Origin of the sequence: Paracoccus salipaludis (genome assembly GCF_002287065.1) — a bacterium.
GTDB classification, from domain to species: Bacteria; Pseudomonadota; Alphaproteobacteria; order Rhodobacterales; family Rhodobacteraceae; genus Paracoccus; species Paracoccus salipaludis.
Genome location: NZ_NSJZ01000001.1, coordinates 334632 through 356990, shown reverse-complemented (window position 1 = coordinate 356990; position 22359 = coordinate 334632). Strand labels below are relative to the sequence as shown.

20 protein-coding genes are annotated in these 22359 nt (G+C 69.7%); 12 read left to right on the top strand and 8 right to left on the bottom strand.

All coding sequences use genetic code 11. From position 1 onward, the window contains the following. Positions 1–54 precede the first annotated feature (54 nt). On the top strand, positions 55–555 hold the full coding sequence (locus CK240_RS01695; RefSeq protein ID WP_095638591.1) for a YciE/YciF ferroxidase family protein: 501 nt from the start codon (positions 55–57) through the stop codon (positions 553–555). Positions 556–765: 210 nt separating this feature from the next. Then, complete coding sequence (qhpR, locus tag CK240_RS01690) at positions 766–1746, top strand: AraC-like transcriptional regulator QhpR (RefSeq protein ID WP_095638590.1); 981 nt, start codon at positions 766–768, stop codon at positions 1744–1746. Here the strand turns inward: qhpR and CK240_RS01685 are convergent. Genes CK240_RS01685 through peaA form a run of 6 tightly spaced genes read right to left on the bottom strand, consistent with a single transcriptional unit; the run spans position 1653 to position 8472 of the window. Next, entirely contained in the window at positions 1653–3386 is a 1734-nt protein-coding gene (locus CK240_RS01685; protein ID WP_095638589.1) for an ABC transporter ATP-binding protein, read from the bottom strand. The two genes, qhpR and CK240_RS01685, sit on opposite strands and share 94 nt — an antisense overlap. Continuing rightward, on the bottom strand, positions 3383–4072 hold the full coding sequence (qhpE, locus tag CK240_RS01680) for a subtilisin-like serine protease QhpE (protein WP_240517238.1): 690 nt from the start codon (positions 4070–4072) through the stop codon (positions 3383–3385). The genes CK240_RS01685 and qhpE overlap by 4 nt, the downstream gene beginning before the upstream one ends. Position 4073: 1 nt before the next feature. Continuing rightward, complete coding sequence (peaD, locus tag CK240_RS01675) at positions 4074–5147, bottom strand: quinohemoprotein amine dehydrogenase subunit beta (protein ID WP_095638588.1); 1074 nt, start codon at positions 5145–5147, stop codon at positions 4074–4076. 2 nt (positions 5148–5149) lie between these two features. Next, complete coding sequence (gene qhpC, locus CK240_RS01670; protein ID WP_095638587.1) at positions 5150–5476, bottom strand: quinohemoprotein amine dehydrogenase subunit gamma; 327 nt, start codon at positions 5474–5476, stop codon at positions 5150–5152. After that, on the bottom strand, positions 5473–6906 hold the full coding sequence (gene peaB / locus CK240_RS01665) for a quinohemoprotein amine dehydrogenase maturation protein (RefSeq protein ID WP_095638586.1): 1434 nt from the start codon (positions 6904–6906) through the stop codon (positions 5473–5475). Before peaB ends, qhpC begins: the two co-directional genes overlap by 4 nt. A 9-nt stretch (positions 6907–6915) precedes the next feature. Continuing rightward, the gene (gene peaA / locus CK240_RS01660) at positions 6916–8472 is read right to left on the bottom strand and encodes a quinohemoprotein amine dehydrogenase subunit alpha (RefSeq protein ID WP_095638585.1); all 1557 of its coding nucleotides are present in this window, start codon (positions 8470–8472) and stop codon (positions 6916–6918) included. A 196-nt stretch (positions 8473–8668) separates the two neighbouring features. Here peaA and qhpG point away from each other — a divergent pair, with 196 nt between their 5' ends. Then, positions 8669–9949 (top strand): flavin-dependent monooxygenase QhpG, encoded by a 1281-nt coding sequence (qhpG, locus tag CK240_RS01655; RefSeq protein ID WP_135058773.1) that lies wholly within the window; start codon positions 8669–8671, stop codon positions 9947–9949. On the opposite strand, the gene CK240_RS01650 is transcribed toward qhpG, so the two are convergent. Further along, positions 9935–10699: a DeoR/GlpR family DNA-binding transcription regulator gene (locus CK240_RS01650; protein ID WP_095638584.1), complete on the bottom strand. Its 765-nt coding sequence runs from the start codon at positions 10697–10699 to the stop codon at positions 9935–9937. The genes qhpG and CK240_RS01650 overlap by 15 nt on opposite strands. A 140-nt stretch (positions 10700–10839) precedes the next feature. Here CK240_RS01650 and glpD point away from each other — a divergent pair, with 140 nt between their 5' ends. From glpD to glpK, 8 genes are read left to right on the top strand one after another with little or no spacing between them, the layout of a single operon-like run. Next, positions 10840–12390, top strand: coding sequence for a glycerol-3-phosphate dehydrogenase (gene glpD / locus CK240_RS01645; RefSeq protein WP_095638583.1), 1551 nt, complete (start codon positions 10840–10842; stop codon positions 12388–12390). After that, positions 12387–13454 carry an ABC transporter ATP-binding protein gene (locus CK240_RS01640; protein ID WP_095638582.1) on the top strand — a complete coding sequence of 356 codons (1068 nt, stop codon included), beginning with the start codon at positions 12387–12389 and terminating at the stop codon, positions 13452–13454. Before glpD ends, CK240_RS01640 begins: the two co-directional genes overlap by 4 nt. Beyond that, positions 13454–14533 (top strand): ABC transporter ATP-binding protein, encoded by a 1080-nt coding sequence (locus tag CK240_RS01635; RefSeq protein WP_095638581.1) that lies wholly within the window; start codon positions 13454–13456, stop codon positions 14531–14533. The genes CK240_RS01640 and CK240_RS01635 overlap by 1 nt, the downstream gene beginning before the upstream one ends. Beyond that, the gene (locus tag CK240_RS01630; protein WP_095638580.1) at positions 14533–15399 is read left to right on the top strand and encodes a carbohydrate ABC transporter permease; all 867 of its coding nucleotides are present in this window, start codon (positions 14533–14535) and stop codon (positions 15397–15399) included. Before CK240_RS01635 ends, CK240_RS01630 begins: the two co-directional genes overlap by 1 nt. Continuing rightward, positions 15396–16211 (top strand): carbohydrate ABC transporter permease, encoded by an 816-nt coding sequence (locus CK240_RS01625; protein ID WP_095638579.1) that lies wholly within the window; start codon positions 15396–15398, stop codon positions 16209–16211. The genes CK240_RS01630 and CK240_RS01625 overlap by 4 nt, the downstream gene beginning before the upstream one ends. Beyond that, the gene (locus CK240_RS01620) at positions 16211–16612 is read left to right on the top strand and encodes a DUF2160 domain-containing protein (protein ID WP_095638578.1); all 402 of its coding nucleotides are present in this window, start codon (positions 16211–16213) and stop codon (positions 16610–16612) included. Before CK240_RS01625 ends, CK240_RS01620 begins: the two co-directional genes overlap by 1 nt. A gap of 39 nt (positions 16613–16651) precedes the next feature. After that, positions 16652–18367 carry an ABC transporter substrate-binding protein gene (locus CK240_RS01615; protein ID WP_095638577.1) on the top strand — a complete coding sequence of 572 codons (1716 nt, stop codon included), beginning with the start codon at positions 16652–16654 and terminating at the stop codon, positions 18365–18367. Between the two features lie 52 nt (positions 18368–18419). Next, entirely contained in the window at positions 18420–19907 is a 1488-nt protein-coding gene (gene glpK / locus CK240_RS01610; RefSeq protein ID WP_095638576.1) for a glycerol kinase GlpK, read from the top strand. Positions 19908–19936: 29 nt separating this feature from the next. Here the strand turns inward: glpK and CK240_RS01605 are convergent, their stop codons facing one another. Next, positions 19937–20857, bottom strand: a complete 921-nt coding sequence (locus CK240_RS01605) for a LysR family transcriptional regulator (RefSeq protein WP_095638575.1) — start codon at positions 20855–20857, stop codon at positions 19937–19939. A gap of 95 nt (positions 20858–20952) precedes the next feature. Here CK240_RS01605 and CK240_RS01600 point away from each other — a divergent pair, with 95 nt between their 5' ends. Beyond that, positions 20953–22107: an aromatic ring-hydroxylating oxygenase subunit alpha gene (locus CK240_RS01600; protein ID WP_095638574.1), complete on the top strand. Its 1155-nt coding sequence runs from the start codon at positions 20953–20955 to the stop codon at positions 22105–22107. The last annotated feature ends 252 nt before the right edge of the window (positions 22108–22359 follow it).

The window sequence follows — 22359 nt, the reverse complement described above, 5'->3', positions numbered from 1 at the left end:
GCGCACCTGTCGCGCGTGCCTTCACGCGATTGCGTCAACCGGAAAGGGAAAGCCATGGCTCTCATGAAGGACATCCAGACCCTCGACGACCTGTTCGTCCACACGCTTCAGGACATCTACTACGCCGAGCACCAGATCCTGAAGGCGCTGCCCAAGATGATGGCGAAGGCGACCGACCCGGAACTGAAGGCCGGCTTCGAAACCCACCTGCGCGAAACCGAAGGGCAGGTGCAGCGCCTTGAACAGGTATTCGCCATGCACGGCCACCAGCCGAAGGCCGTCACCTGTCCGGCGATCGACGGCATCATCCAGGAAGCCAACGAGGTCGCGGGCGACATCGCGGACAAGTCGGTGCTGGACGCGGCCCTGCTCGCCTCGGCTCAGGCGGTCGAGCATTACGAGATCACCCGCTACGGCACCCTGGTCGCCTGGGCCAACGAACTGGGCCGCAGCGATTGCGCCTCGGTGCTGCAGCAGAACCTCGACGAGGAACACGCGACCGACCGCAAGCTGACCCAGCTGGCCGAAGCGCGCGTCAACCGCCGGGCCGAGTGACCTGACCAGGGCTGCGCCGGGACCCGGCGCAGCCGCCCGCTGCGGCACGCCCCGTGGGCATTCCCACGGTTGAACAATTCCACGCCAGATCCGCGCTTTCCTGCCTGAAAAGCAGCTTTGCGCCCATCCGCCTGCGTCGCGTCGACGGAAGTGTTGACGGGCGAATGGCGGGGGAACGATGCTTTCCCCTACGATCGGGGAGAGACTCGGATGCAGGGAGCCTGGATCATCTCGCGGCCGCTGTCGGCGGTCGGGGGCCGGACGGCAGAGGACGGCACGGCCGGCCCGGTCATGCAGCTGTCCGACTTCGCGGCCTCTCTGGAAGCGATCGCCGCGCGCTCGCCCGACCCCCTGGCGATGTGGCGCGCGGGCGAGGCGCTGCAACTTGCCGACATGGGCGCGCTGGGCTGCGCGGTGGCGCTGGCGCCGACGCTGGGCGCGGCGCTCAGGGCCTTCCAGCGCTGCTTCGGCGCCATGCAGTCCGCCTCGGACGTGGGCTTCGAGGTCGAGGACGACCGGGCGAGCTTCCGTTACCGCATTCTCGACAACGACATCTGGCCGCGCCGCGCGGATTCGGAACTGACGATGGGGGTGGTCGCGGGCATCATCCGCCGCTTCGCCCCCGAGGCCGGGCGGCTGTGCAGCGTCGCCCTGGAACATGAGCCGGGCGCCGCGCGGAGCGCGCTGGCGGCGCATGCGGGCACAACCGTCCGCCGATCCGACACCAACGCCATCAGCTTTCCCGCCCGGCTGCTGGACCGCCAGCAGGATGCGGGCGCCGCGCCCGACGCCGCGCAGGTCTTCCGCGAGGCGGTGCAGGGGCTGGAAGCGCAGATCCGCGCGGACTGGCTGCGCCAGCCGGCGAGCCACCGGGTCCTGCACACGCTGATGGGCCGCATCGGGCGCGAGGCGATCGACCAGGACGCCATCGCCTGCCATCTGGGCGTGTCGCGCCGCACGCTGCGGCGGCGGCTGGATGCGGAGGGCACCTCGTTCCACGAACTGACCGAGGTCTGCCGCCGCAACGTGGGCCACGCCCTGCTGGTCCGCAGCGAGCTGCCGATGATCGAGATCGCCCTGCGGCTGGGCTATTCGGATCACACCGCGTTCTCGCGCGCCTTCTCGCGCTGGTTCGGCGCCTCGCCGCGCGAGCTGCGCAGGGCCGGGTCAGGGGCCAGCATCACGGCCTGATCGAAGGCCAGCGCGCGGGCCGGCCCCGCATGGGCGATGACCAGGATCGTGCGCCCGGGGTGGCGGGCCAAGATCGCAGACAGGATCGCGGCGGCGGTCGGCGCATCGACCTCGGACAGGCTTTCGTCCAGCACCAGCACGCGGAAGGGAAGCAGCAGCGCACGGGCAAGGGCGATGCGCTGGCGCTCGCCCCCCGACAGGTTGCGGCCGGCTTCGGCGATGGGCATGGCAAGCCCCTGTCCGCGCTGGCGCAGCAGGTCGGCGAGACCGGCGTCGTCCAGCGCCTGCCACAACTCGGCATCCGTGGCTGCGGGATCGGACAGTCGCAGGTTCTCGGCCAGCGTGCCGCAGAACAGGGCGGGAGCCTGCGGGACGACGGCCACGGCGCGGCGCAGTGCGGCCGGGTCCAGCCCCGCGACATCCTCGCCGTCCAGGAACACCCGCGCGCCGGGGGCGGGCGCGGCCAGCCGCGCGGCCAGCGCCGCCAGCGTGGACTTGCCGATGCCCGAAGGCCCGTCCAGCAGCACCCTCGCGCCCGCGCGGATCGTCAGGTCCAGGGGCAGATGCCGCCCGCCCTGCCCGCGCGCGGCCACGAAGCGCAGCGCGCCGGGCCCGGGTGCAGGGGCGCGGCCGCCCGGCTCGGCGGCGTCGGCCTTGGCGAGGGCCGACAGCCGGGCCAGTGCCACCTGCGCCTGCGCCTGCGCATGGTAAAGGCCCAGCAGGTTCTGCAGCGGCCCCGTCATCATCCCCAGATAGGCGATGAAGGCGATCAGCGATCCCAGCGGCCATGTGCCCGCGATCACCATCAGCCCGCCCGCCACCAGCACCGCCGAGCGCAGCGCGGCATTGACGACCTGCGGCACCGCGCCGGTCAGTTCCAGCCACCGGCGCTGGCGGATCAGCAGCGCGATCTGGCCCGCCTGCAGGGGCGCGAAGGCATCTGCCCGCGCGGCCTCGGCGCCAAGGCTGCGCAGGGTCGGCAAGCCCGCGAGGGTCTCGACCAGCCACGAGGACAGCGCGCCGCGACCGGCCCGCACCTCCTCGGCCCGGGCCTGGGTCCGGGGGCGCGCCCAGGCGAGAAAGGCCAGGTTCAGCGGCGTCGCGGCGACCGCCAGCAGCGCCAGCCTCCATTCCAGCGCAAACAGCATGGCCGCGCCGCCCGCCAGCCGGAAGACCGAGCCCGCCGCCGCCAGCAGTCCGTCGAAGGCAAAGCGCTGGATCTCGGCCGTGTCGCCGTCCAGCCGCGCCATCGCCTCGCCCACCTGCGGCAGTGGCCGGGCGGCCGCCTGCCCCAGCACCGCGCCCAGCATCCGGCCGCGCAGGTCCGCCAGCATCGCGGCCGAAAAGCGCAGGTGCAGCAGGCTGTTCACCACCCCCGACCCCAGCGCCGCCAGCCCGACCGCGAACATGGCGCCCGCGTAAAGCCACAGCGCCTGCGCGTCGCCCGCGACCAGCCCCTTGTCGATCAGCTGCTTGGTCAGCCAGGGCGGCGCGAGCCCCAGCGCGGCCGCCGCCAGCGAGGTCGCCAGCACGAGGCCGATCCCCGGCAGGGCCCGGGAGATGACAGGCTGAAGCCAGCTGGCCTCGGGACCAAAGACCCGCCGTGTGGCCAGACCGGCAAGGCGGGCGCGCAGGGTCATGCCGGGACCGCCCCGCGATGCTCGGCGCCGATGTGGACCGCGCGGGCGGCAAGCCAGCCCGCCGCATCGGTCCGCGCTTCGGGCCAATGCGCGGCCAGATGGCCGGCCACGCGGGCCGCGCCGAGGCTCGCACCGCCCATGCCGCGCCCGCCCCGTTCGGGCGAGGCGCACCAGGCACCGACGATGCACTGCGGCAGCAGCGACAGCTCGTCCCAGCCGCAGCGCGCGTCCCCCGTCGCCGCGATCACGCCGGGATAGGCTGCGGGCCAGCACATCGCGCCGCGCGCCGGGGACGAGGCCACCAGCACCGCCCCCTCTGCCCGCGCCCCGGCGCAGGCCTCGCGCAGGACCGCGCGATCGGCGGCCAGCCCGAGGCTCAGCAGGATCAGGTCGCAGCGGGGCGACAGCCAGCGGATCGCGCAGGCGACCCGCTCGGCGCTGGTGACGGGACGGTCGTCGAAGACCTGGGCGTGCAGGATCGCCGCTTGCGGAGCCGCGCGCCGGATCATCAGGGCGACCGCCGTGCCGTGGCCCAGCCGGTCGGGCCGGGCCGGGCCCTCGCCCTCGGCCAGAAAGGCGCGTGCACCGGACATCTGGACCGCCGGCCCGCCGCTGTCCACGATGCCGATGCGGGGGCCGATCCCGGGGCCGATCCCGGGGCCGGTCCGGGCGCCGCGCGCGTCCATCTCAGTCGCCGCGCGTGAACATGCGGACCGAGGCCAGCGAGATCGAGGCGCCGTCCGGCATCCTGACCTCGCCCTTCCGTTCCAGCGTCTCGGCGTCATAGGCCGCGACATCCGACAGCGCGCCGCCCAGCCAGACGGTCTTGCCGTCCGACGAGACATTGACCGAATAATAGCTGTGCGGCAGCGGCACCCGCTTGATGGGCTTGCCTTCCGTCAGGTCGAAGCTCGACAGGAAGTTGTAGGCCCCGTAGGCGCGGTCCTTGGCGGGGTTCGCGGCCATCGAGAAATAGAAGATGTCGGCGACCTCGAGTTCCTGCATCCTCATCTCGCCGCTTTCCAGGTCCTGGGTCAGGACGGCCGTGCGGAAGGCGGTGGGGTCGCCCTCGGGCAGGTCCTTGCGGGCGGAATAGAAGGGCGCCGCGATCACGCCCGAGCTTTCGAACTGCGACCAGACGTCCAGCAGGTCGGGCTGGCTGTAGGTTTCCGCATTCCAGCTGTGGATCGGCTTCTGCTCGACCTGCCTGCCGGTCGCGTCGAAGACGTGCATGTCGCGCCCGAGGCCATAGATCCGGCTGCCGTCCCGCGACCAGGCGATCAGGGTGATCTGGCGCGGCACCTCGGCGGTGGATTTCAGCTCGCCCGTCTCGGCGTCGTAGAAGGCCAGCCGCGTCGGCTGGACCTGGAACTCGTCCACCAGCATCCGCACGGGGCTTTGATAGACGGCGAGCGTCTTGCCGTCGGGCGACAGGTCCATGCCGAACATGCCCTTCACCCGCTCGTCGGACGTGCTCATGTCGATGCGCCGGATCGTTTCGCCGGATTCCAGATCGACGAAGGCGATGGATTCCAGTCCGTTCATCAGCACATAGGCGCGGGTGCCGTCCTTGTTCACGACGGGCAGGCCCGGCAGGGGACCCGCGTCCTGCAACTGGATCACCTTGTCGATCTTCATCCCTTCCGTATCCACGACCACCAGCTTGTCGGGCCGGGCGGGCACCAGCAGAAAGTCGCGGGCCAGGGCGGGGCCGGCCAGCAGCAGCGCGGCAAGGGCCGACGCGGTCACATGCTTCAGCATCGTCACACCTTTGTCTTGGGGAACACGGACTGAAGCTGGCGCCAGTCCTGTTCGACATCCGCGGCCTTGTCGGACCAGTTCGGATAGGTGCCCATGGTGTCGGGCACCTGCGCGGGCCACCAGCAGGGGTCGGCGCAGCCGTACAGGTCGGCCTCCATCGGCTGGCAGAGGTTGGCGATGCCGCCGAAGGCGTCGATCTCCCACCCCGGATCGAACGAGGTCGTGCAGCCCACCATCGAGTTCATGGCGACGACTTCCTCCTCGCGCCCCTCTTCGGCCGCATCCGAGAACTGCCTGGCCTTGGCGTTGAGCGGTGTCAGATGTTTCATTGCGTGGCTCTCCTCGGCTCCAGGTGATGGCGGAAGAAGGACGGGTTGGCGGCCAGGATGCGGACATAGCTTTCGATCCCGAAATCGACCCAGTCCCGCAGCAGCTCGCAGTAGTGATAGACCGGCGCGAAGGGATCGCCCTGGCGCGCATAGCTTTCGTGATAGCAGCCCCCCGCGCAGATCGAGCGGATGCGGCAGGTCTTGCAGCCGAAGCTGCTGCGATCCTGCGCGCCCTCGACGAAGGCGGCGAGCTTCGGCACGTCGATGCCCGTCGTGACATTGCCATAGGTCGGCTGGTTCGATCCCACGAAGCGGTGACACAGGTGCAGGTCGCCCCCCTTGTCCACCGCCAGCAGCCCCAGCCCTGCACCGCAGGGCACGGCTTTCTTCATCCCCTGCGCGATGTCGGACAGAAGCTGGTGCATGTTGGAAAAGCCGATGCTCTCGCCCCGGATCGCGGCCTCGACATAGCGGCGGCCGAGCGTCTTCATGTCCTCGAAGACGCCCTTCAGCATGTCGCCCTTCAGGTTGAAGACCGCGATGGGTCCCGAGGTCGCGGGCCCGAAGCCCACCTCGGCAAACCCGAGGTCGTTCTTCAGGTGGTCATGGATCGCGATCACGTCGGTCACGCCCGCCGTCAGCGTGACCCGCGCCCCCACGGGCCGGGCGCTGTAGCGTGACAGGAGCATCCGCACCTTGGTCGCCACCACGTCATAGGTGCCGCGCCCGCCGACCGTGCGCCGGTTCCGGTCGTGCAGCGCGCGGGGCCCGTCCATGCTGACCGTGACGCCGACGCGATGGGCGTCAAGCCAGTCCACGATCTCTTCCGTCAGCAGCGTGGCGTTGGTCGTCAGCGAGAAATCGACCGCCTTGCCCAGTTCGGCCACGCGGGTTTCGGTGTAATCGACCACCTGCCGGATCAGGGGCATGTTCGACAGCGGCTCGCCCCCGAAGAAGACCACGTTCACCTTGTCGCGTCCTGCCGCCTGCGCCAGCAGCAGCTCGATGGCCGAACGGGCGGTGGCGAAATCCATCCGCTCGCCCTTGGCGGGGGTGGTCAGGTCCTCCTTGTAGCAATAGGTGCAGGCGAGGTTGCAGCCGGTGTTCACGTTCAGGATGATCGTGGACAGCGGCACGTCCTCGACCTTCTGGATCGACAGGGGCCGGTCGGGCTGGCCCGCGTCGCGCAGGATGTCCAGCGTGACCAGCCCCTGCAGGCACTGGGTCAGGTCCTCGGGCGCGAAGCGGTGGCCCAGTTCGGCCCGCAGCAGGTCGGCGTCGGCCACGCCCACCCGGCGGAACAGGTCGAGGACGGACCGGCTGACCTCGTCCATCTCGAACAGGCTGGTGGTGGGGACATGCATCAGCATGGCGCGGCCGTCCACGTCCACCCGGTGTGCGTTGTGGGGAATGAAGGCAAGGGAACCCATGGGCAGACCTCAGCGGATCGGGGTGTCGACGAAGCGCTGGACGGTCGCATAGAGATGCGCCTTCGCCTCGTGCGTCCGGTCGCCGTCCCTGACGGTCGCGACCACGTTCAGGTTGCCCACGTTGTTGGCGCTCATGGGCCGTTCGGGGTTGGGCCCGGCGTCGCCCGGCTCGAAGATGCCGGTGGGGCCGATGCGGCCCGCATACTGCGCGTCCTTGATTTCGGCGGCAGCCTCGTCGAAGTCCTCGGTTCGCCAGTCGGCGGCCATGACCCCCACGCGGATGTCGTCGGCGGTTTCGGGCTGCCCGTCCGGGCCGTTCAGCCAGCCCACGGCGTCGAAGACGGCGGGCTGCTTGGCGATGGGACCGCCGCCGCCTCCGACGCGGGAATAGGTCAGCGGCGGCTCGACCGAGATGCGGTCCAGCGCGCCGTAGACGGCCATCGCCCCGTCCAGCGAAGCGTCGCCCACCTTGACCCCGCCGCGTCCCGCTGCGGCCTCGGGGGCGGCGGTGGCGCGGATCACGATGCCGCTGTCATCCTGGCGGACGACCTCGGCGCTGATGCCTTCGGGCAGGGTCGGCGCGCCGGTCAGGCCGACGCCGGTGATGCGGATCTCGGCGGTCTCGCCTGCCTTGATGTGGTCGGGAGACACGGAAAGGATGCGGGGGCCCGCGTCGGATTTCACCGCAAGCATCCGCCCGCCCAGCGCCGACTGGTCGGCATGGAACCAGCGCCCGTCCATGGACCCGTCGGGCCGCAGCGCCATCACCTGCCGGATCTCGGCCTCCGGACCGGCCAGCGAGGCGCGCCATTCGCCCGCGCCATACAGCACCGCGCGGCCGGTCTGGGTCTGGGTGGTGCCGTCGGCAAAGGCCAGCACCGCGGTGACGGCGTAATCCTCGCCCTCGGCCGCGATCGTCAGGGTGCCCGTGTAATCGCCCCGGCCCGGCTGGTGCCCGGCCACGCGCCACGTGCCCGTCAGGTCGGCGTCTGCCATGGGCGGTGGCGCACCGTGGACATAGCGGGTGGTCAGTTCCTCCAGGACACTGGTGTTGGCCATGGCCCACCAGTCGCGGTCCCGCGCCAGCGCCTGATATTCCAGCGACGGGAACTGCCCGAGGTGGAAGTTGATGAGCTTCCTCCAGTCCTCGGGCGTGCGGCGCTGCAGCGCGACGCGGCCATAGGAATGGCAGCGCCGGCAGGTTTCCGTCATCAGCTGGTTCGGTCCGGTGTCGTCCGCGTTGGGCTCCTGCTCAAGGACATAGCGGAAGCCCTCGGTTTCCTCGATGGACAGCCCGCGCGTGTCGGCCAGGTGGCGCACGACGGCGGCGCGGTCCTCGTCGCTGAGGTTCAGGCCGTAGTTGCGGATCATGCGCACGACGTTCATGTCCCAGCCCTCGGGCGTGCGGCGGGACTGGTCGATGCGGGAATACTGGCCGTCCGGGCCCTTGGCGTGGCAGGCGGCGCAGACGGTGTCCAGCACCTCCTGCCCCGTCTCGGCAAGGGCCGGTGCGGCAAGCGCCAGCGCCGCGCTTGTGCAAAGCATGGTCAGTGTCAGGCGGGTCATCGGCGGGATGGTCCTCTGGCTTGGGGGGGGGGCGGGCAGCCCGCGTGCTGGATGGGGCCAGTCTTCCCGCGGCCGGGGCGGCAGACTTGACATTTCCGGACAGACACGCGGCCGGATGCCGCAGGGCCGGAGATTGGCCGGAAATGTCACCTTTGCCCCGGAACCTCTGCCAATTTGGCGGGCAAGGAGTCGCGCGATGGCCGGACAGGCGGATCTTGTGGTGATCGGAGGCGGCCCTGCGGGGGCCGTGTCGGCCTGGCTGGCCGCAAGGGACGGCGCACGGGTGGTCCTGGTCGATCCCGACCGCGCCCCGGCGCGCGTCGAGGGCCTGAGCCCGAGGCTGCTGGACTGGCTGCAGCGGTCGGGGCTGCCCTGCCCGCCCGAAGTTCCCCTGGTCCGGGTATCCCGCCGCAGCCTCTGGTCGGGCACGGCGCACGAGGGCAACCGCGAGATCCTGGTCGCCCGACCCGCCTTCGACCGCCACCTGCGCGACTGCGCCCGCAGCGCCGGGGCCGGGATCGTCACCGGCACCGCCACCCCCCTGCCCGGCGGCGCCCTGCTGGACACAGGGCGGCGCATCGAGGCCGCGCTGGTCATCGACGCCCGGGGCCGGCGGGGGTCGCGCCGCGACGGGCTGCGCCGGGGCCCGCCCTCGGTCGCCATCGGCGGCTGGCTCGACGGCCCCGCGGACACGCCCGCGCAAAGCGCCGTGGTGCCCTTTGACGAGGGCTGGCTCTGGTTCGCCTGCCTTGGCGGGGGCCGGGCCTGGGTGCAGGCGACGCTTGACGCCGGAACCTCGGCACGGCCCCCCCGCAACCGGCTGGCCCATGCCCTTGGTTGCTGCGCGGGACAGCTTCCCCCGGGGTTCCGCCTCGCGGATGCCGCGCCGGTCGTCCGGGAATGCGCGCCGCTGCTGTCGGCCGTGCCGGACGACCTGTCCGTGATCCCCGTGGGCGATGCCGCGGCGGCCATGGACCCGCTGTCGGGGCATGGCATGTTCTGGGCCGTGTCCTCGGCCATCGCCGCCGCCGCCGTCCGGCGCAGCCTCGCGGACGACCCGGGGGGCAGGATGCTCGCCCGGCGCTTCCTGAGCCAGAGGGGAGAGGACGTCTTCCTGCGCCAGGCGCGGATCGGGCGCGACTTCATCCGAGCCGAAGCGGGTCGCGCCGCCCTGCCCTTCTGGCAGGCACGCGGGGGTTTTCCCGACGACGAGGCCGCGCACGGGCCGGTCGCGGGCATGTCGGTCAGGCGACAGGTGGTGGTGCAGGACGGACGGCTGGCCGAACTGGAGGTCCTGGTTTCGGCCAGCTCGCCCGGCGGCGTGGCCTGGTTCCGCGACCTGCCCGCCGCCGAACTGTGGCGCGCTCACGCGGAGGGGGCGGACGATGCCCGTCTGAGGCAGCGCTTCGGCCCCGGCGCGGCGGGCTTTCCCGACTGGCTGGCGCAGCAGGCGGTGGCGGGCTCAGGCGCCCTCTGACGCCACCACCACGCGCGTGCCTCCTTCCGCGCACACGCGCCCCAGCCCCTCGGGCAGCGGCCGGTCGATGAAGACGGCATCGAGCTCGCGCAGCGACACCACCCGGATGGGCGCCTTCTGCGCCAGCTTGGCCGAATCCGTCACCAGCCAGCGTTCCCGTGCCTGGCGCAGGATGGCGCGGCTGACCCGCACCTCGGCCAGGTCGAAATCGAGGATGTCGCCGTCCTCGTCCAAGGCCGAGCAGCCGACGATGGCGAAATCGGTCTTGAAGTTCGCCATGAACTCGCTGGTCAGGTCGCCGACCAGCCCCCCGTCCGAGCGGCGCAGCAGCCCGCCCGCGACCAGAACCTCGCAACTGTCGTTGGGTGCCAGGATGTTGGCCACGTTCATGTTGTTCGTGACCACCGTCAGGTTGCGATGGCGCAGCAGCGCGCGGGCCACGGCCTCGGTCGTCGTGCCGATGTTGAGGATGACCGAGCTGTTGTCGGGGATCTGCGCGGCGCAGGCGCGGCCGATGGCGGCCTTGGCCTCCTCGTTCATGCGCCTGCGTTCCTCGTAGGCGATGTTGCTGGCGCCGCTGCGCAGGATCGCGCCGCCGTGGACGCGGTCCAGCACGCCCTGATCCGCCAGTTCCGCCAGATCGCGGCGGATCGTCTGGGGGGTCACGTCCAGCCGCGCCGACAGTTCCTCGACGCTGGCGCGGCCCGAGGCGCGCACAAGCTCGAGGATCTGCATCTGCCTGATGTTCATCCGCCCGCCCTGACCTGCCCGTCAAGGAGAAGCGCGCGTCCATCCGATGTCAAGCGAAAGAAACTGCGCAAAAACGAACATCCATGTTGACAGAACGCGCGCCGGGATGTTCGGTTGGCGGCAGGGAGAGAGGAGCGACCATGTCGTCGGCGACGGATCTGTTCGTCATTGGTGGGGGGATCAACGGCACCGGGCTGGCCCGCGATGCCGCGGGCCGCGGTCTGTCCGTCCGCCTTGCGGAACAGGGCGACCTTGCAGGCGCCACCAGCAGCGCCTCGACCAAGCTGTTCCACGGCGGGCTGCGTTATCTCGAGTTCCTGGAACTCCGCCTGGTGCGCGAGTCGCTGCGCGAGCGCGAGGTGCTGCTGCGCGCCATGCCGCACATCGCCTGGCCCATGCGCTTTGTCCTGCCGCTGGACCCGAAGATGCGCTTTGCCGGGAAGACGCCGGTTTCGCGGCTTCTGTCGGTGGCGATGCCCTGGGCGCGCGGCCATCGTCCGAACCTGGTGATCCGCGCGGGACTGTTCCTTTACGACAACCTCGGTGCCCGCGAGATCCTGCCGGGCACCACCTCGCTGGACCTGCGCAACACGCCCGAGGGCGCGCCGCTGCAGGACAGGCTGGCGCGGGCCTATGAATATTCCGACTGCTGGGTGGACGATGCGCGGCTGGTGGTGCTGAACGCGCGCGACGCGGCGGCGCGCGGCGCCGACATCATCGTCGGCACCCGCGTGACCGAGGCCCGGCGCGAGGGCGACGGCTGGACCATCCAGCTGTCCGACGGGCGCAGCTTCCGGTCCAGGGTGCTGGTGAACGCGGCGGGGCCCTGGGTGGGACAGGTCATCCGCGAGGTGGCGCACCTGCCTTCGACGGAATCGGTGCGGCTGGTGCGCGGCAGCCATATCGTCACGCGGCGGCTGTTCGACCACGCCAAGTCCTATTTCCTTCAGGGTCAGGACGGCCGGATCGTCTTCGCGATCCCCTACGAGAACGACTTCACCCTGATCGGCACGACCGACATGGACCACGACGGCCCGCCCGACCGGGCCGTCTGCACGCCCGAGGAGGTGGACTATCTTTGCCGCTTCGTGTCGGGCTATTTCCGCCGGCCGGTGACGCCCGCCGACGTGGTCTGGACCTTTTCGGGCGTCCGCCCGCTTTACGACGACGGCGCGTCCTCGGCCACGGCGGCCACGCGCGACTATGTGCTGTCGCTGGACGACACGGGGCCGCCCTGCCTGCATGTCTTCGGCGGCAAGATCACCACCTATCGCCGCCTGGCCGAGGCCGCTCTGGCGAAGCTGTCCCCCCACCTGCCCGGCGCGGGCGCGGCCTGGACCGCGGGCGCGCCGCTGCCCGGCGGCGACTTTCCCGTGGACGGCGCGGCGGCGCTGGCCGAGGCGCTGCGCCGCGACCACCCCTTCCTGACGCCCGGCTGGGCCAACAGGCTGGTGCGCGCCTATGGGACCGAGGCCGCGCAGGTCCTTGGCGGCGCGAAGACGGCCGCCGACCTCGGGCGCGACTTCGGCGCGACGTTGACGGAATCCGAACTGCGCTGGATGATCGGGCGCGAATGGGCCCGCGACGCCCAAGGGGTGTTGTGGCGAAGGTCCAAGCTGGGCCTGCGGCTGACACCCGACGAGGCCGCGGCGGTCGAGGATTACATGGCAAGCGAAAGGGTCGCGGCATGACGCTGGAGCTTCGGGGCGTCACAAAGGAAGTGGGCGGGCAGGTGTGGATCCATCCGGCCGACCTCACGCTCGCGCCCGGCAGCATGAACGTGCTGCTGGGGCCGACGCTGTCGGGCAAGACCACGCTGATGCGGCTGATGGCGGGGCTCGACCAGCCCAGCGCGGGGCGGATCTTCTGGCACGGTCAGGACGTGACCGGCCAGCGGGTGCAGGACCGCGGCGTGGCGATGGTCTACCAGCAGTTCATCAACTACCCCTCGATGACGGTCTACGACAACATCGCCTCGCCCCTGCGGCTGCAGCGGGTGGCGCGGGCCGAGATCGACGCCCGCGTGCGCCAGACGGCCGAGATGATGCGGCTGACGCCCATGCTGAACCGCCGCCCGCTGGAACTGTCGGGCGGCCAGCAGCAGCGGACGGCGTTGGCGCGCGCGCTGGTCAAGGGCGCGGGGCTGGTGCTGCTGGACGAGCCGCTGGCAAACCTCGACTACAAGCTGCGCGAGGAGCTGCGCGCCGAAATCCCCCGCATCTTCGAGGCCTCGGGCGCGATCTTCGTTTATGCCACCACCGAGCCCGAGGAGGCGCTGCTTCTGGGCGGCAACACCGCGACCCTGTGGGAAGGCCGGGTGACGCAGTTCGGCCCCACGCCGCAGGTTTACCGGGCGCCCCGGGATGCCGTGACCGCCCGGGTCTTCAGCGATCCGCCGATGAACTTCAAGCGTATCGAGGTGCGGGGCGGCGAGGCCCTGCTGGACGCCGCGCGCTGGCCGGTCGATGTCCCCGACGGGCGCTATACCGCGGGCTTCCGCGCGCCCCACCTGACGCTGGAACAGTCTCCTCGCGCCGTGCCGTTGTCCGCCCGTGTGGCCGCGACCGAGATCACGGGGGCCGAAAGCTACCTGCACCTGCTGCATGGCGAGGACCGCTGGGTCGGCCTCGTGCCCGGCGTGCGCAAGCTGCCGACGGACGCGCCGCTGACGATCTGGCTCGACCCGGCGCATGTGTATCTTTTCGACGAAGGCGGACGGCTTGCCCGCACCGCCCCCTATGCGCAGGCGGCGTGATGGCGCGGATTACCCTCGACAACCTGGCTCACAGCTACAGCCCTTCCCCGAAGGCCGAGGCCGACTGGGCGCTGAAGCCCATGTCGCTGACCTGGCGCGACGGCGGGGCCTATGCGCTGCTGGGGTCTTCCGGTTGCGGCAAGACCACGCTGCTGAACATCATCTCGGGGCTGTTGCGGCCGTCGCGCGGGCGGGTGCTGTTCGGGGACCGCGACGTGACGGACCTGCCCACGGCCGGGCGTAACATCGCGCAGGTGTTCCAGTTCCCCGTCGTCTACGACACCATGACCGTCCGCCAGAACCTCGCCTTTCCGCTGAAGAACCGGGACCTTCCCGCCGCCCAGATCGCCGCGCGGGTAGAGGCCGTCGCCCGCATGATCGGGATGGAGGATACGCTGGACCGCCGCGCGCGCGGCCTGACGGCGGACGCCAAGCAGAAGATCAGCCTCGGCCGCGGCATGGTCCGGCAGGACGTGAACGCGATCCTGTTCGACGAGCCGCTGACGGTGATCGACCCGCAGATGAAGTGGGAGCTTCGCACCCAGCTCAAGGCCCTTCACCGCGAGTTCGGGCACACGATGATCTATGTCACCCACGATCAGACCGAGGCGCTGACCTTCGCCGACGAGGTCGTCGTCATGTCCGAGGGCCGCGTCGTGCAGGCGGGCACCCCGCAGTCGCTGTTCGACGCACCGGCCCATACCTTTGTGGGCTACTTCATCGGCTCGCCCGGCATGAACCTGCTGGACGCCGAGGTTCAGGGCACGACCGCCCGCGTCGCCGGGACCACCATCCCTCTCGGCCGCGCCTATCAAGCGCCCAGGGGCCGCGTGCAGATCGGCATCCGGCCCGATGCCGTGCGCCCCTCGGCCGAGGGCCTGCCCTTCCGCCTGATCCGCGCCGAGGACGTGGGCCATCACCGCATCCTGCGCGGCGAGGTCGCGGGCGCGCCCTTCAACCTCGTGGTCCCCGAGGATCAGCCGATCCCCGCCACGTTCGACCGCGTGGCGCTGGACCCCACCCGCATCGGCGTCTTCGTCGATGACTGGCGCATCGAGCCTTTGGAAAGGGCCGCGTGATGGACAAGCCTGTCAACAACCGCGCCTGGTTCCTGGTCCTGCCGGTGCTGGTGCTGGTCGCCTTCTCGGCGGTGATCCCGCTGATGACGGTGGTGAACTATTCGGTGCAGGACACCTTCGGGAACAACCAGTTCTTCTGGAACGGCCTCGGCTGGTTCCAGGAGGTGCTGGAAAGCGACCGCATCCACGCCGCGCTGGGGCGGCAGCTTCTGTTCTCGGCCATCATCCTCGCCATCGAGATCCCGCTGGGCATCTTCATCGCGCTGAACATGCCCAAGCGCGGCTTCTGGGCGAGCCTTGTGCTGGTGCTGATGGCCCTGCCCCTGCTGATCCCGTGGAACGTGGTGGGCACGATCTGGCAGGTCTTCGGCCGCGTGGACATCGGGCTGCTGGGCCATACGCTGGCGGCGCTGGGCATCGACTACAACTACGTCAACGATCCCTTCGACGCCTGGGCCACGATCATCGTCATGGACGTCTGGCACTGGACCTCGCTTGTCGCGCTGCTCTGCTACGCGGGGCTGCAGTCCATCCCGGACGCCTATTATCAGGCCGCGCGCATCGACCAGGCGAGCCGCTGGGGCGTCTTCCGCTTCATCGAACTGCCCAAGATGCAGGGCGTGCTGCTGATCGCCGTGCTGCTGCGCTTCATGGACAGCTTCATGATCTACACCGAGCCCTTCGTCGTCACCGGGGGCGGCCCCGGCAACGCCACCACCTTCCTGTCCATCGACCTTGTGAAGATGGCGATCGGGCAGTTCGACCTGGGCCCCGCGGCGGCCTTCAGCCTGATCTACTTCCTTGTCATCCTGCTGATCTCCTGGGTGTTCTACACCGTCATGACCGCGCAGAAGGACACGCCATGACCGCCCGCCGCGCGTCCATCGGGTCGGCCGTCGTGATGACCCTTTACCTCATGTTCCTGCTGGTGCCGATCTACTGGCTGGTGAACATGAGCCTGAAGACCAATGCCGAGATCACCGGCACCTTCAGCCTGTATCCCCTGAACCCGACGCTGAACAACTACCGCGTGATCCTGACGGACCCGAGCTGGTACATGGGCTACGTCAACAGCCTGATCTATGTGGTCATGAACACGGCGCTGTCGCTGGCCGTGGCGCTGCCCGCGGCCTACGCCTTCAGCCGCTATCGCTTCCTGGGCGACAAGCACCTGTTCTTCTGGCTGCTGACGAACCGCATGGCGCCCCCCGCCGTCTTCGCCCTGCCCTTCTTCCAGCTTTATTCGGCCGTGGGGCTGTTCGACACCCACATCGCCGTGGCCCTGGCGCATTGCCTGTTCAACGTGCCGCTGGCGGTCTGGATCCTTGAAGGCTTCATGTCCGGCGTCCCGCGCGAGATCGACGAGACCGCCTATATCGACGGCTACAGCTTTCCGCGCTTCTTCACCCGCATCTTCATGCCGCTGATTGCATCGGGCATCGGCGTGGCGGCCTTCTTCTGCTTCATGTTCTCCTGGGTGGAACTGCTGCTGTCGCGCACCCTGACCAGCGTGAACGCCAAGCCCATCGCGGCGACGATGACCCGCACGGTCAGCGCCTCGGGCCTCGACTGGGGCGTCCTGGCGGCGGCGGGGGTGCTGACGATCCTGCCCGGCGCCTTGGTCATCTGGTTCGTGCGGAACTACATTGCCAAGGGCTTCGCCCTGGGGAGGGTGTGATGCACCGGCGCTCTGCCAACGCGGGTTTCGCCGCCGCCGCCCTGCTGATGCTGGGGCTGCTTGGGTGGCTCGTCAGCCTCGTTCCCGTGGATGACGGCGCGCGGGAATGGACGGGCAGCCTCAACCAGGGCGGCTGGATGGCATGGACCTTTCCGACCGCTCTCTTCTTCTTGGTGATCGCGGCGCTGCTGCTGGCCTTCACCTGGCTCGCGATCCGCTTTCCCGAGACGCCCCGCCGCGGCGTTCTGGGAATCTGGACCACCCGGGGCGACCGGCTGTTCATCAGCCTGCTCGGCTCGGCCTTCATCAACCTTGCCTGGCTGGGCCTTGGAGGGGCGCCCGCCTGGGCAGGATTGATCGCGTCATTGATCTACGCCGCGGCGGTGTTCCGCTGGGTGTGAAACCGGGCCGCCAAGGCCCAACCTTGGGGAGGAAACGACATGAGACTGCAACTGACGACCGCCATGGCGCTGGTCCTGCTGGCGACCGGCGCGCAGGCGGGGATGGAGGAGGCAAAGACATTCCTCGACGCCGAGATCGGCGACATGTCCAGCCTCGACCGCGCCGCGCAAGAGGCCGAGATGCAATGGTTCATCGACGCCGCCCAGCCCTTCGCGGGGATGGAGATCAAGGTGGTGTCGGAAACCATCACCACCCATGAATATGAATCCAAGGTGCTCGCCCCCGCCTTCACCGCGATCACCGGCATCAAGCTGACCCATGACCTGATCGGCGAGGGCGATGTCGTCGAGAAGCTGCAGACGCAGATGCAGTCGGGCGAGAACATCTATGACGCCTATGTCAACGACAGCGACCTGATCGGCACCCACTGGCGCTATCAGCAGGCGCGCAACCTGACCGACTGGATGGCGAACGCGGGCAAGGACGTCACCAACCCGAACCTCGACATCGACGACTTCATCGGCAAGTCCTTCACCACCGCGCCGGACGGGAACCTGTACCAGTTGCCCGACCAGCAGTTCGCCAACCTCTACTGGTTCCGCAAGGACTGGTTCGACGACGAGACCAACAAGGCCGAGTTCAAGGCGAAATACGGCTATGACCTGGGCGTTCCCGTCACCTGGTCGGCCTACGAGGACATCGCCGAGTTCTTCACCGGGCGCGAGATCGACGGAAAGAAGGTCTTCGGCCACATGGACTACGGCAAGAAGGACCCGTCGCTCGGCTGGCGCTTCACCGACGCCTGGCTGTCCATGGCCGGGAACGGCGACAAGGGCATCCCGAACGGCCTGCCGGTGGACGAATGGGGCATCCGCGTCGATGAGAACAGCCGTCCCGTCGGCAGCTGCGTCGCGCGCGGCGGCGATACCAACGGCCCGGCCTCGGTTTATGCGATCCAGAAATACCTGGACTGGATGACCAAGTTCGCGCCCCCTGCGGCGCAGGGCATGACCTTCAGCGAAAGCGGCCCGGTGCCCAGCCAGGGCGAAGTCGCCCAGCAGATGTTCACCTACACCGCCTTCACCGCCGACTTCGTCAAGGAAGGCCTGCCGGTCGTGAACGAGGACGGCACGCCCAAGTGGCGCTTTGCCCCCTCGCCCCACGGCGCCTACTGGCAGGACGGCATGAAGCTGGGCTACCAGGACGCCGGGTCCTGGACGCTTCTGAAATCGACGCCCGACGACCGCGCCAAGGCCGCCTGGCTTTACGCGCAGTTCGTGACCTCGAAGACGGTGGACGTGAAGAAAAGCCATGTCGGCCTGACCTTCATCCGCCAGTCCACGCTGGACCACCAGTCCTTCACCGACCGGGCGCCCAAGCTGGGCGGGCTGATCGAGTTCTACCGCTCGCCCGCGCGCCTGCAGTGGTCGCCCACCGGGACCAACGTGCCGGACTATCCGAAGCTCGCGCAGCTCTGGTGGCAGGCGATCGGGGACGCGGCCTCGGGCGCCAAGACCCCGCAGGAGGCGATGGACAGCCTCTGCGCCGAGCAGGAGAAGGTGATGGAGCGCCTGGAGCGCGCCGGCGTCCAGGGCGACTTCGGCCCCAAGCTGGCCGAAGAGCATGACCTTGCCTGGTGGAACAACTACGCCAAGGAGCACGGCACCATCGCGCCCCAGTTGAAGCTGGAGAACGAGGACCCGCAGCCCCAGACGGTGGACTATGACGAGCTGGTGAAAAGCTGGCAGCAGTGACACCAATCGGGGAACCCGGGCCGCCCGGGTTCCCCTTCTGCACGGAGGCGCCATGCCGATCCTCGCTCTCGACCAGGGCACGACCTCGTCCCGCGCGGTGGTCTTTTCCGACGACCTGGTGCCGCTTGCCTCGGCCCAGCACGAATTCCCCCAGCATTTCCCCCATTCCGGCTGGGTCGAGCACGACCCCGAGGACCTGTGGAGCTCGACCGCCGCCACCGCCCGCGCCGCGATCGAGAAGGCGGGCGCGCCTTCCATCGCCGCCATCGGCATCACCAACCAGCGCGAAACGACCGTGGTCTGGGACCGCCGCACGGGCCGCGCGATCCACAACGCCATCGTCTGGCAGGACCGCCGCACGGCCGACACCTGCGCGCGGCTGAAGGAAGCCGGGCACGAGCCCGCCGTGACCGAGGCGACCGGGCTGCTGCTCGATCCCTATTTCAGCGCGACCAAGGTGGCCTGGATCCTCGACCACGTGGACGGCGCGCGCGAGGCCGCGGCGCAGGGGCACCTGGCCTTCGGCACGGTGGACAGCTTCCTGGTCTGGCGGCTGACGAACGGCCGCGCCCATGTGACGGACGCCACCAACGCCTCGCGCACGATGCTGTATGACATCCGCCGGGGCGCGTGGTCCGACGAGCTTTGCGCGCTTTTCGACGTGCCCCGCGCGATGCTGCCCGAGGTCCGCGACAGCGCCGCCGACTTCGGCATGACCCGCGCCGACCTGTTCGGGCGCGAGATCCCGATCCTGGGCATCGCGGGCGACCAGCAGGCCGCGACCGTGGGCCAGGCGTGCTTCCGGCCGGGGATGATCAAGGCCACCTACGGCACCGGCTGCTTCGCGCTGCTGAACACGGGCGACACCGCCGTGCAGTCCCGGAACCGTCTGCTGACGACCATCGCCTATCAGCTGGACGGCAAGCCGACCTATGCGCTGGAAGGCTCGATCTTCGTCGCGGGCGCCGTGGTGCAATGGCTGCGCGACGGGCTGCGGCTGATCCGCAGCGCGCCCGAGGTCGCGGGCCTTGCCGCGCGCGCCGACCACAGCCAGCAGGTCATCATGGTTCCCGCCTTCACGGGCCTGGGCGCGCCCTGGTGGGAGCCCGAGGCCCGCGGCGCCGTCTTCGGCCTGACGCGGGCCACGGGTCCGGCGGAACTTGCGCGGGCGGCGCTGGAAAGCGTGGGATTCCAAACGCGCGACCTGACCGACGCCATGCGCCGCGACTGGCCCGGCCTGAGCGAGTCGGTCCTGCGGGTGGACGGCGGCATGACGGCATCCGACCCCGCGATGCAGGCGCTGGCCGATATCCTCGGCGCGCCGGTGGACCGCCCCACCGATCCCGAGACCACCGTCCGCGGCGCGGCCTGGCTTGCCGCATGGCGCGCCGGGCTGACGGACGGGCCCGAAACGGCCCTGACCGAGTGGAAGCGCGAAGCGCGGTTCGAGCCGCATCTGGACCCCGCCACCCGCGAAGCCCGCCATGCCCGCTGGACCCGCGCCGTCCGGGCGGTGATCTCGATGCACGGCGAGGCCTAGCCCCGGGCCCCGCCCGGCGGGAAAAGGCTTCAGCGGTCCCGGTGATGACGCGCCGCGAAACAGGCGGCGGCATGGTCGGAAAAGCGCTGCGCGATCCGCCCGACGTGCCGCCGTTCGCGGAAGGCAAGGACCACCCGCAGCGCCGGCAGGTCGTTGCGGATCGGCACTGTCCTGACCTCGCGCCCGTCATAGGTGACAGGCGAGGGCGGGCGCATCACCAGCAGGGTGAAGCCCAAGCCGGCCGCCACCGCGCAGCGCACCGATTCCATCGAGGTCGAGGCATGGACGACGGGCGGGCTGATGCCGCCTGCGGCCAGCAGGCCCTCGAAATAGCCGCGGCTGCCGGGGGCGTCGAACATCACATAGGGCTCAAGGGCCAGCTCCGACAGATCGACCGAGCTGCGCCCGGCCAGCGGATGATCCTGCGCGACAACCACCATCGGCCGCAGCTCGGCCAGCGGCCTGAACGACAGCCCGTCGGAAGGGGCACCCTGGTCGTAGGTCACGGCGAAATCCAGCGAGCCTTCGCGCAGGCCGTCGGCAAGCTGGACCAGCGAAAGCTCGTGCAGGCGGATGACCACGCCGGGTTCGGCCTCGGCGAAGCTGCGGATCAGGCCTGCGGCATGGAATGGCGCAAGCGTCCAGAACACGCCCAGCCGGATCTCGCCCGCCGTCTCGGCCGCAAGCGCCATGGCCTCGCGCTCGACCTGGGCGGCATGGTCGTCCAGCCGCGCGACATGGTCCAGGAACAGCCGCCCCTGCTGGGTCAGTGTCAGCCCGCGCGCATGGTGCCGTTCGAACAGGACAAGCCCCGTCACGGCCTCGAGCTTGTCGATGGCCTGGGCGACCGAAGGCTGCGAGATGTTCAGCACGCGCGCCGCCTGCGCGATGCCGCCCTGCTGGGCGACCGCACGGAAATAGGCGCACTGGCGAAGGGTGAAGCGAACCATGGAATGCCTTCCTTTCGCCAAGGATAAATGAGTTTTCCTGTTCCTTCAAAGAGGTTCAGGCTGGGGCGCAAGCCATGCCAACAAAGGTCTATCCCATGTCGCCGGACCAGCCTGTCGCCGAACTGCTTGCCGCCGCCGCCCGCCCGCTGGAAGACGCGCGCGCGATGCCGCCCTCGGTCTATACCAGCCCCGGGTTCCTGCAGCGCGAGATCGAGACGATCTTTTCCAGGGAATGGCTCTGCGTCGGCCGGTCCAGCGGGCTGGCGAACCCGGGCGACTACGTGACCTGTGACCTCGCCGGTCAGCCGGTCGTGGTCCTGCGCGACCGCGAGGGGCAGATCCGCGCCTTTTCCAACGTCTGCCTGCACCGTATGTCCACGCTGCTGGAAGGGTCGGGCAACGCGCGGGTGATCGTCTGCCCCTATCACGCCTGGACCTACGGGCTGGACGGCAAGCTGCGCGGGGCGCCCTTCATGGCCCAGACCACGGGCTTCTGCAAACATGACTATGCCCTGCCCGAGATCCGCTGCGAGGAATGGCTGGGCTGGATCTACATCACGCTGGACCGCGACAGGCCGGCAGTCGCCTCGGAACTGGGCGCGCTGGAAAGGATGATCGCGCCCTACCGGATGGAGAACTATGTCGAGTGCTTCCGCGAAACCCATGTCTGGGACACGAACTGGAAGGTGCTGGCCGAGAACTTCATGGAAAGCTACCACCTGCCCGTCTGCCACGCGGATACGGTCGGCGGCCATTCGAAGCTCGAGGAGATGGAGTGCCCGCCCGGCCTGCGCGCCTTCAACTATCACTGGATCACCAAGGAAGCCTCGCTGGCGATCGGCAACGCCCATCCGTCCAACACCCGGCTGGAAGGCCACTGGCGCAAGACCACGGCACTGTTGACGCTGTATCCCAGCCACCTGATCACGCTGACCCCAGGCTATTTCTGGTACCTGTCGCTGCATCCCAAGGGCACCGGGCAGGTCGCCATCACCTTCGGCGGGGGGCTGTCGCCCGAGTTCATGGAGGACCCGAAGGCGCAGAACTACGTCGCCAGCCTCAAGGCGCTGCTGGACGAGGTGAACCTGGAGGACCGGGGCTGCACCGAAAAGGTGTTCCGGGGCCTGTCCGCGGGCAGCGCCCGCCCGGGGCACCTGTCCTATCTGGAACGGCCGATCTACGACTTCATGCAGTATATCGCCGAGCGCACCGCCGGCTTCGACCGCAGCTTCGCGCTGGCTGCCGAGTGAGGGCGGCCGCACAGGCGTAGCCGCTGCGGTCAGGGCATCCCTGATCCTGCGCTGCGATTCGCACGTTTTCGCGGTCGCCCTGCCCCATGCCAGCGGAGCGGCTATCCAATAACGCGCCTACCCGGAATGCATCCTCGGACTGGCTGGCGAATAGGCAGGGCGACCCCGTCGCCCTGCCCTTCTGCATGACTTTCCGGCACGTCTACTGCATTGAAGCCGCTTAGGATTTCCCGAAGCAAGGCTGCGGAAAAC

What these genes read in the sequence shown, in the direction of transcription:
- CK240_RS01630 (WP_095638580.1), top strand. Translation starts at nt 14,533, where the DNA reads ATGGACAAGCCTGTCAACAACCGCGCCTGGTTCCTGGTCCTGCCGGTG.
- qhpC (WP_095638587.1), bottom strand. Translation starts at nt 5,476, where the DNA reads ATGAAACATCTGACACCGCTCAACGCCAAGGCCAGGCAGTTCTCGGAT.
- CK240_RS01620 (WP_095638578.1), top strand. Translation starts at nt 16,211, where the DNA reads ATGCACCGGCGCTCTGCCAACGCGGGTTTCGCCGCCGCCGCCCTGCTG.
- CK240_RS01625 (WP_095638579.1), top strand. Translation starts at nt 15,396, where the DNA reads ATGACCGCCCGCCGCGCGTCCATCGGGTCGGCCGTCGTGATGACCCTT.
- CK240_RS01695 (WP_095638591.1), top strand. Translation starts at nt 55, where the DNA reads ATGGCTCTCATGAAGGACATCCAGACCCTCGACGACCTGTTCGTCCAC.
- glpK (WP_095638576.1), top strand. Translation starts at nt 18,420, where the DNA reads ATGCCGATCCTCGCTCTCGACCAGGGCACGACCTCGTCCCGCGCGGTG.
- CK240_RS01615 (WP_095638577.1), top strand. Translation starts at nt 16,652, where the DNA reads ATGAGACTGCAACTGACGACCGCCATGGCGCTGGTCCTGCTGGCGACC.
- qhpR (WP_095638590.1), top strand. Translation starts at nt 766, where the DNA reads ATGCAGGGAGCCTGGATCATCTCGCGGCCGCTGTCGGCGGTCGGGGGC.
- peaA (WP_095638585.1), bottom strand. Translation starts at nt 8,472, where the DNA reads ATGACCCGCCTGACACTGACCATGCTTTGCACAAGCGCGGCGCTGGCG.
- qhpG (WP_135058773.1), top strand. Translation starts at nt 8,669, where the DNA reads ATGGCCGGACAGGCGGATCTTGTGGTGATCGGAGGCGGCCCTGCGGGG.
- CK240_RS01640 (WP_095638582.1), top strand. Translation starts at nt 12,387, where the DNA reads ATGACGCTGGAGCTTCGGGGCGTCACAAAGGAAGTGGGCGGGCAGGTG.
- CK240_RS01600 (WP_095638574.1), top strand. Translation starts at nt 20,953, where the DNA reads ATGTCGCCGGACCAGCCTGTCGCCGAACTGCTTGCCGCCGCCGCCCGC.
- glpD (WP_095638583.1), top strand. Translation starts at nt 10,840, where the DNA reads ATGTCGTCGGCGACGGATCTGTTCGTCATTGGTGGGGGGATCAACGGC.
- CK240_RS01685 (WP_095638589.1), bottom strand. Translation starts at nt 3,386, where the DNA reads ATGACCCTGCGCGCCCGCCTTGCCGGTCTGGCCACACGGCGGGTCTTT.
- peaD (WP_095638588.1), bottom strand. Translation starts at nt 5,147, where the DNA reads ATGCTGAAGCATGTGACCGCGTCGGCCCTTGCCGCGCTGCTGCTGGCC.
- qhpE (WP_240517238.1), bottom strand. Translation starts at nt 4,072, where the DNA reads ATGGACGCGCGCGGCGCCCGGACCGGCCCCGGGATCGGCCCCGGGATC.
- CK240_RS01605 (WP_095638575.1), bottom strand. Translation starts at nt 20,857, where the DNA reads ATGGTTCGCTTCACCCTTCGCCAGTGCGCCTATTTCCGTGCGGTCGCC.
- peaB (WP_095638586.1), bottom strand. Translation starts at nt 6,906, where the DNA reads ATGGGTTCCCTTGCCTTCATTCCCCACAACGCACACCGGGTGGACGTG.
- CK240_RS01650 (WP_095638584.1), bottom strand. Translation starts at nt 10,699, where the DNA reads ATGAACATCAGGCAGATGCAGATCCTCGAGCTTGTGCGCGCCTCGGGC.
- CK240_RS01635 (WP_095638581.1), top strand. Translation starts at nt 13,454, where the DNA reads ATGGCGCGGATTACCCTCGACAACCTGGCTCACAGCTACAGCCCTTCC.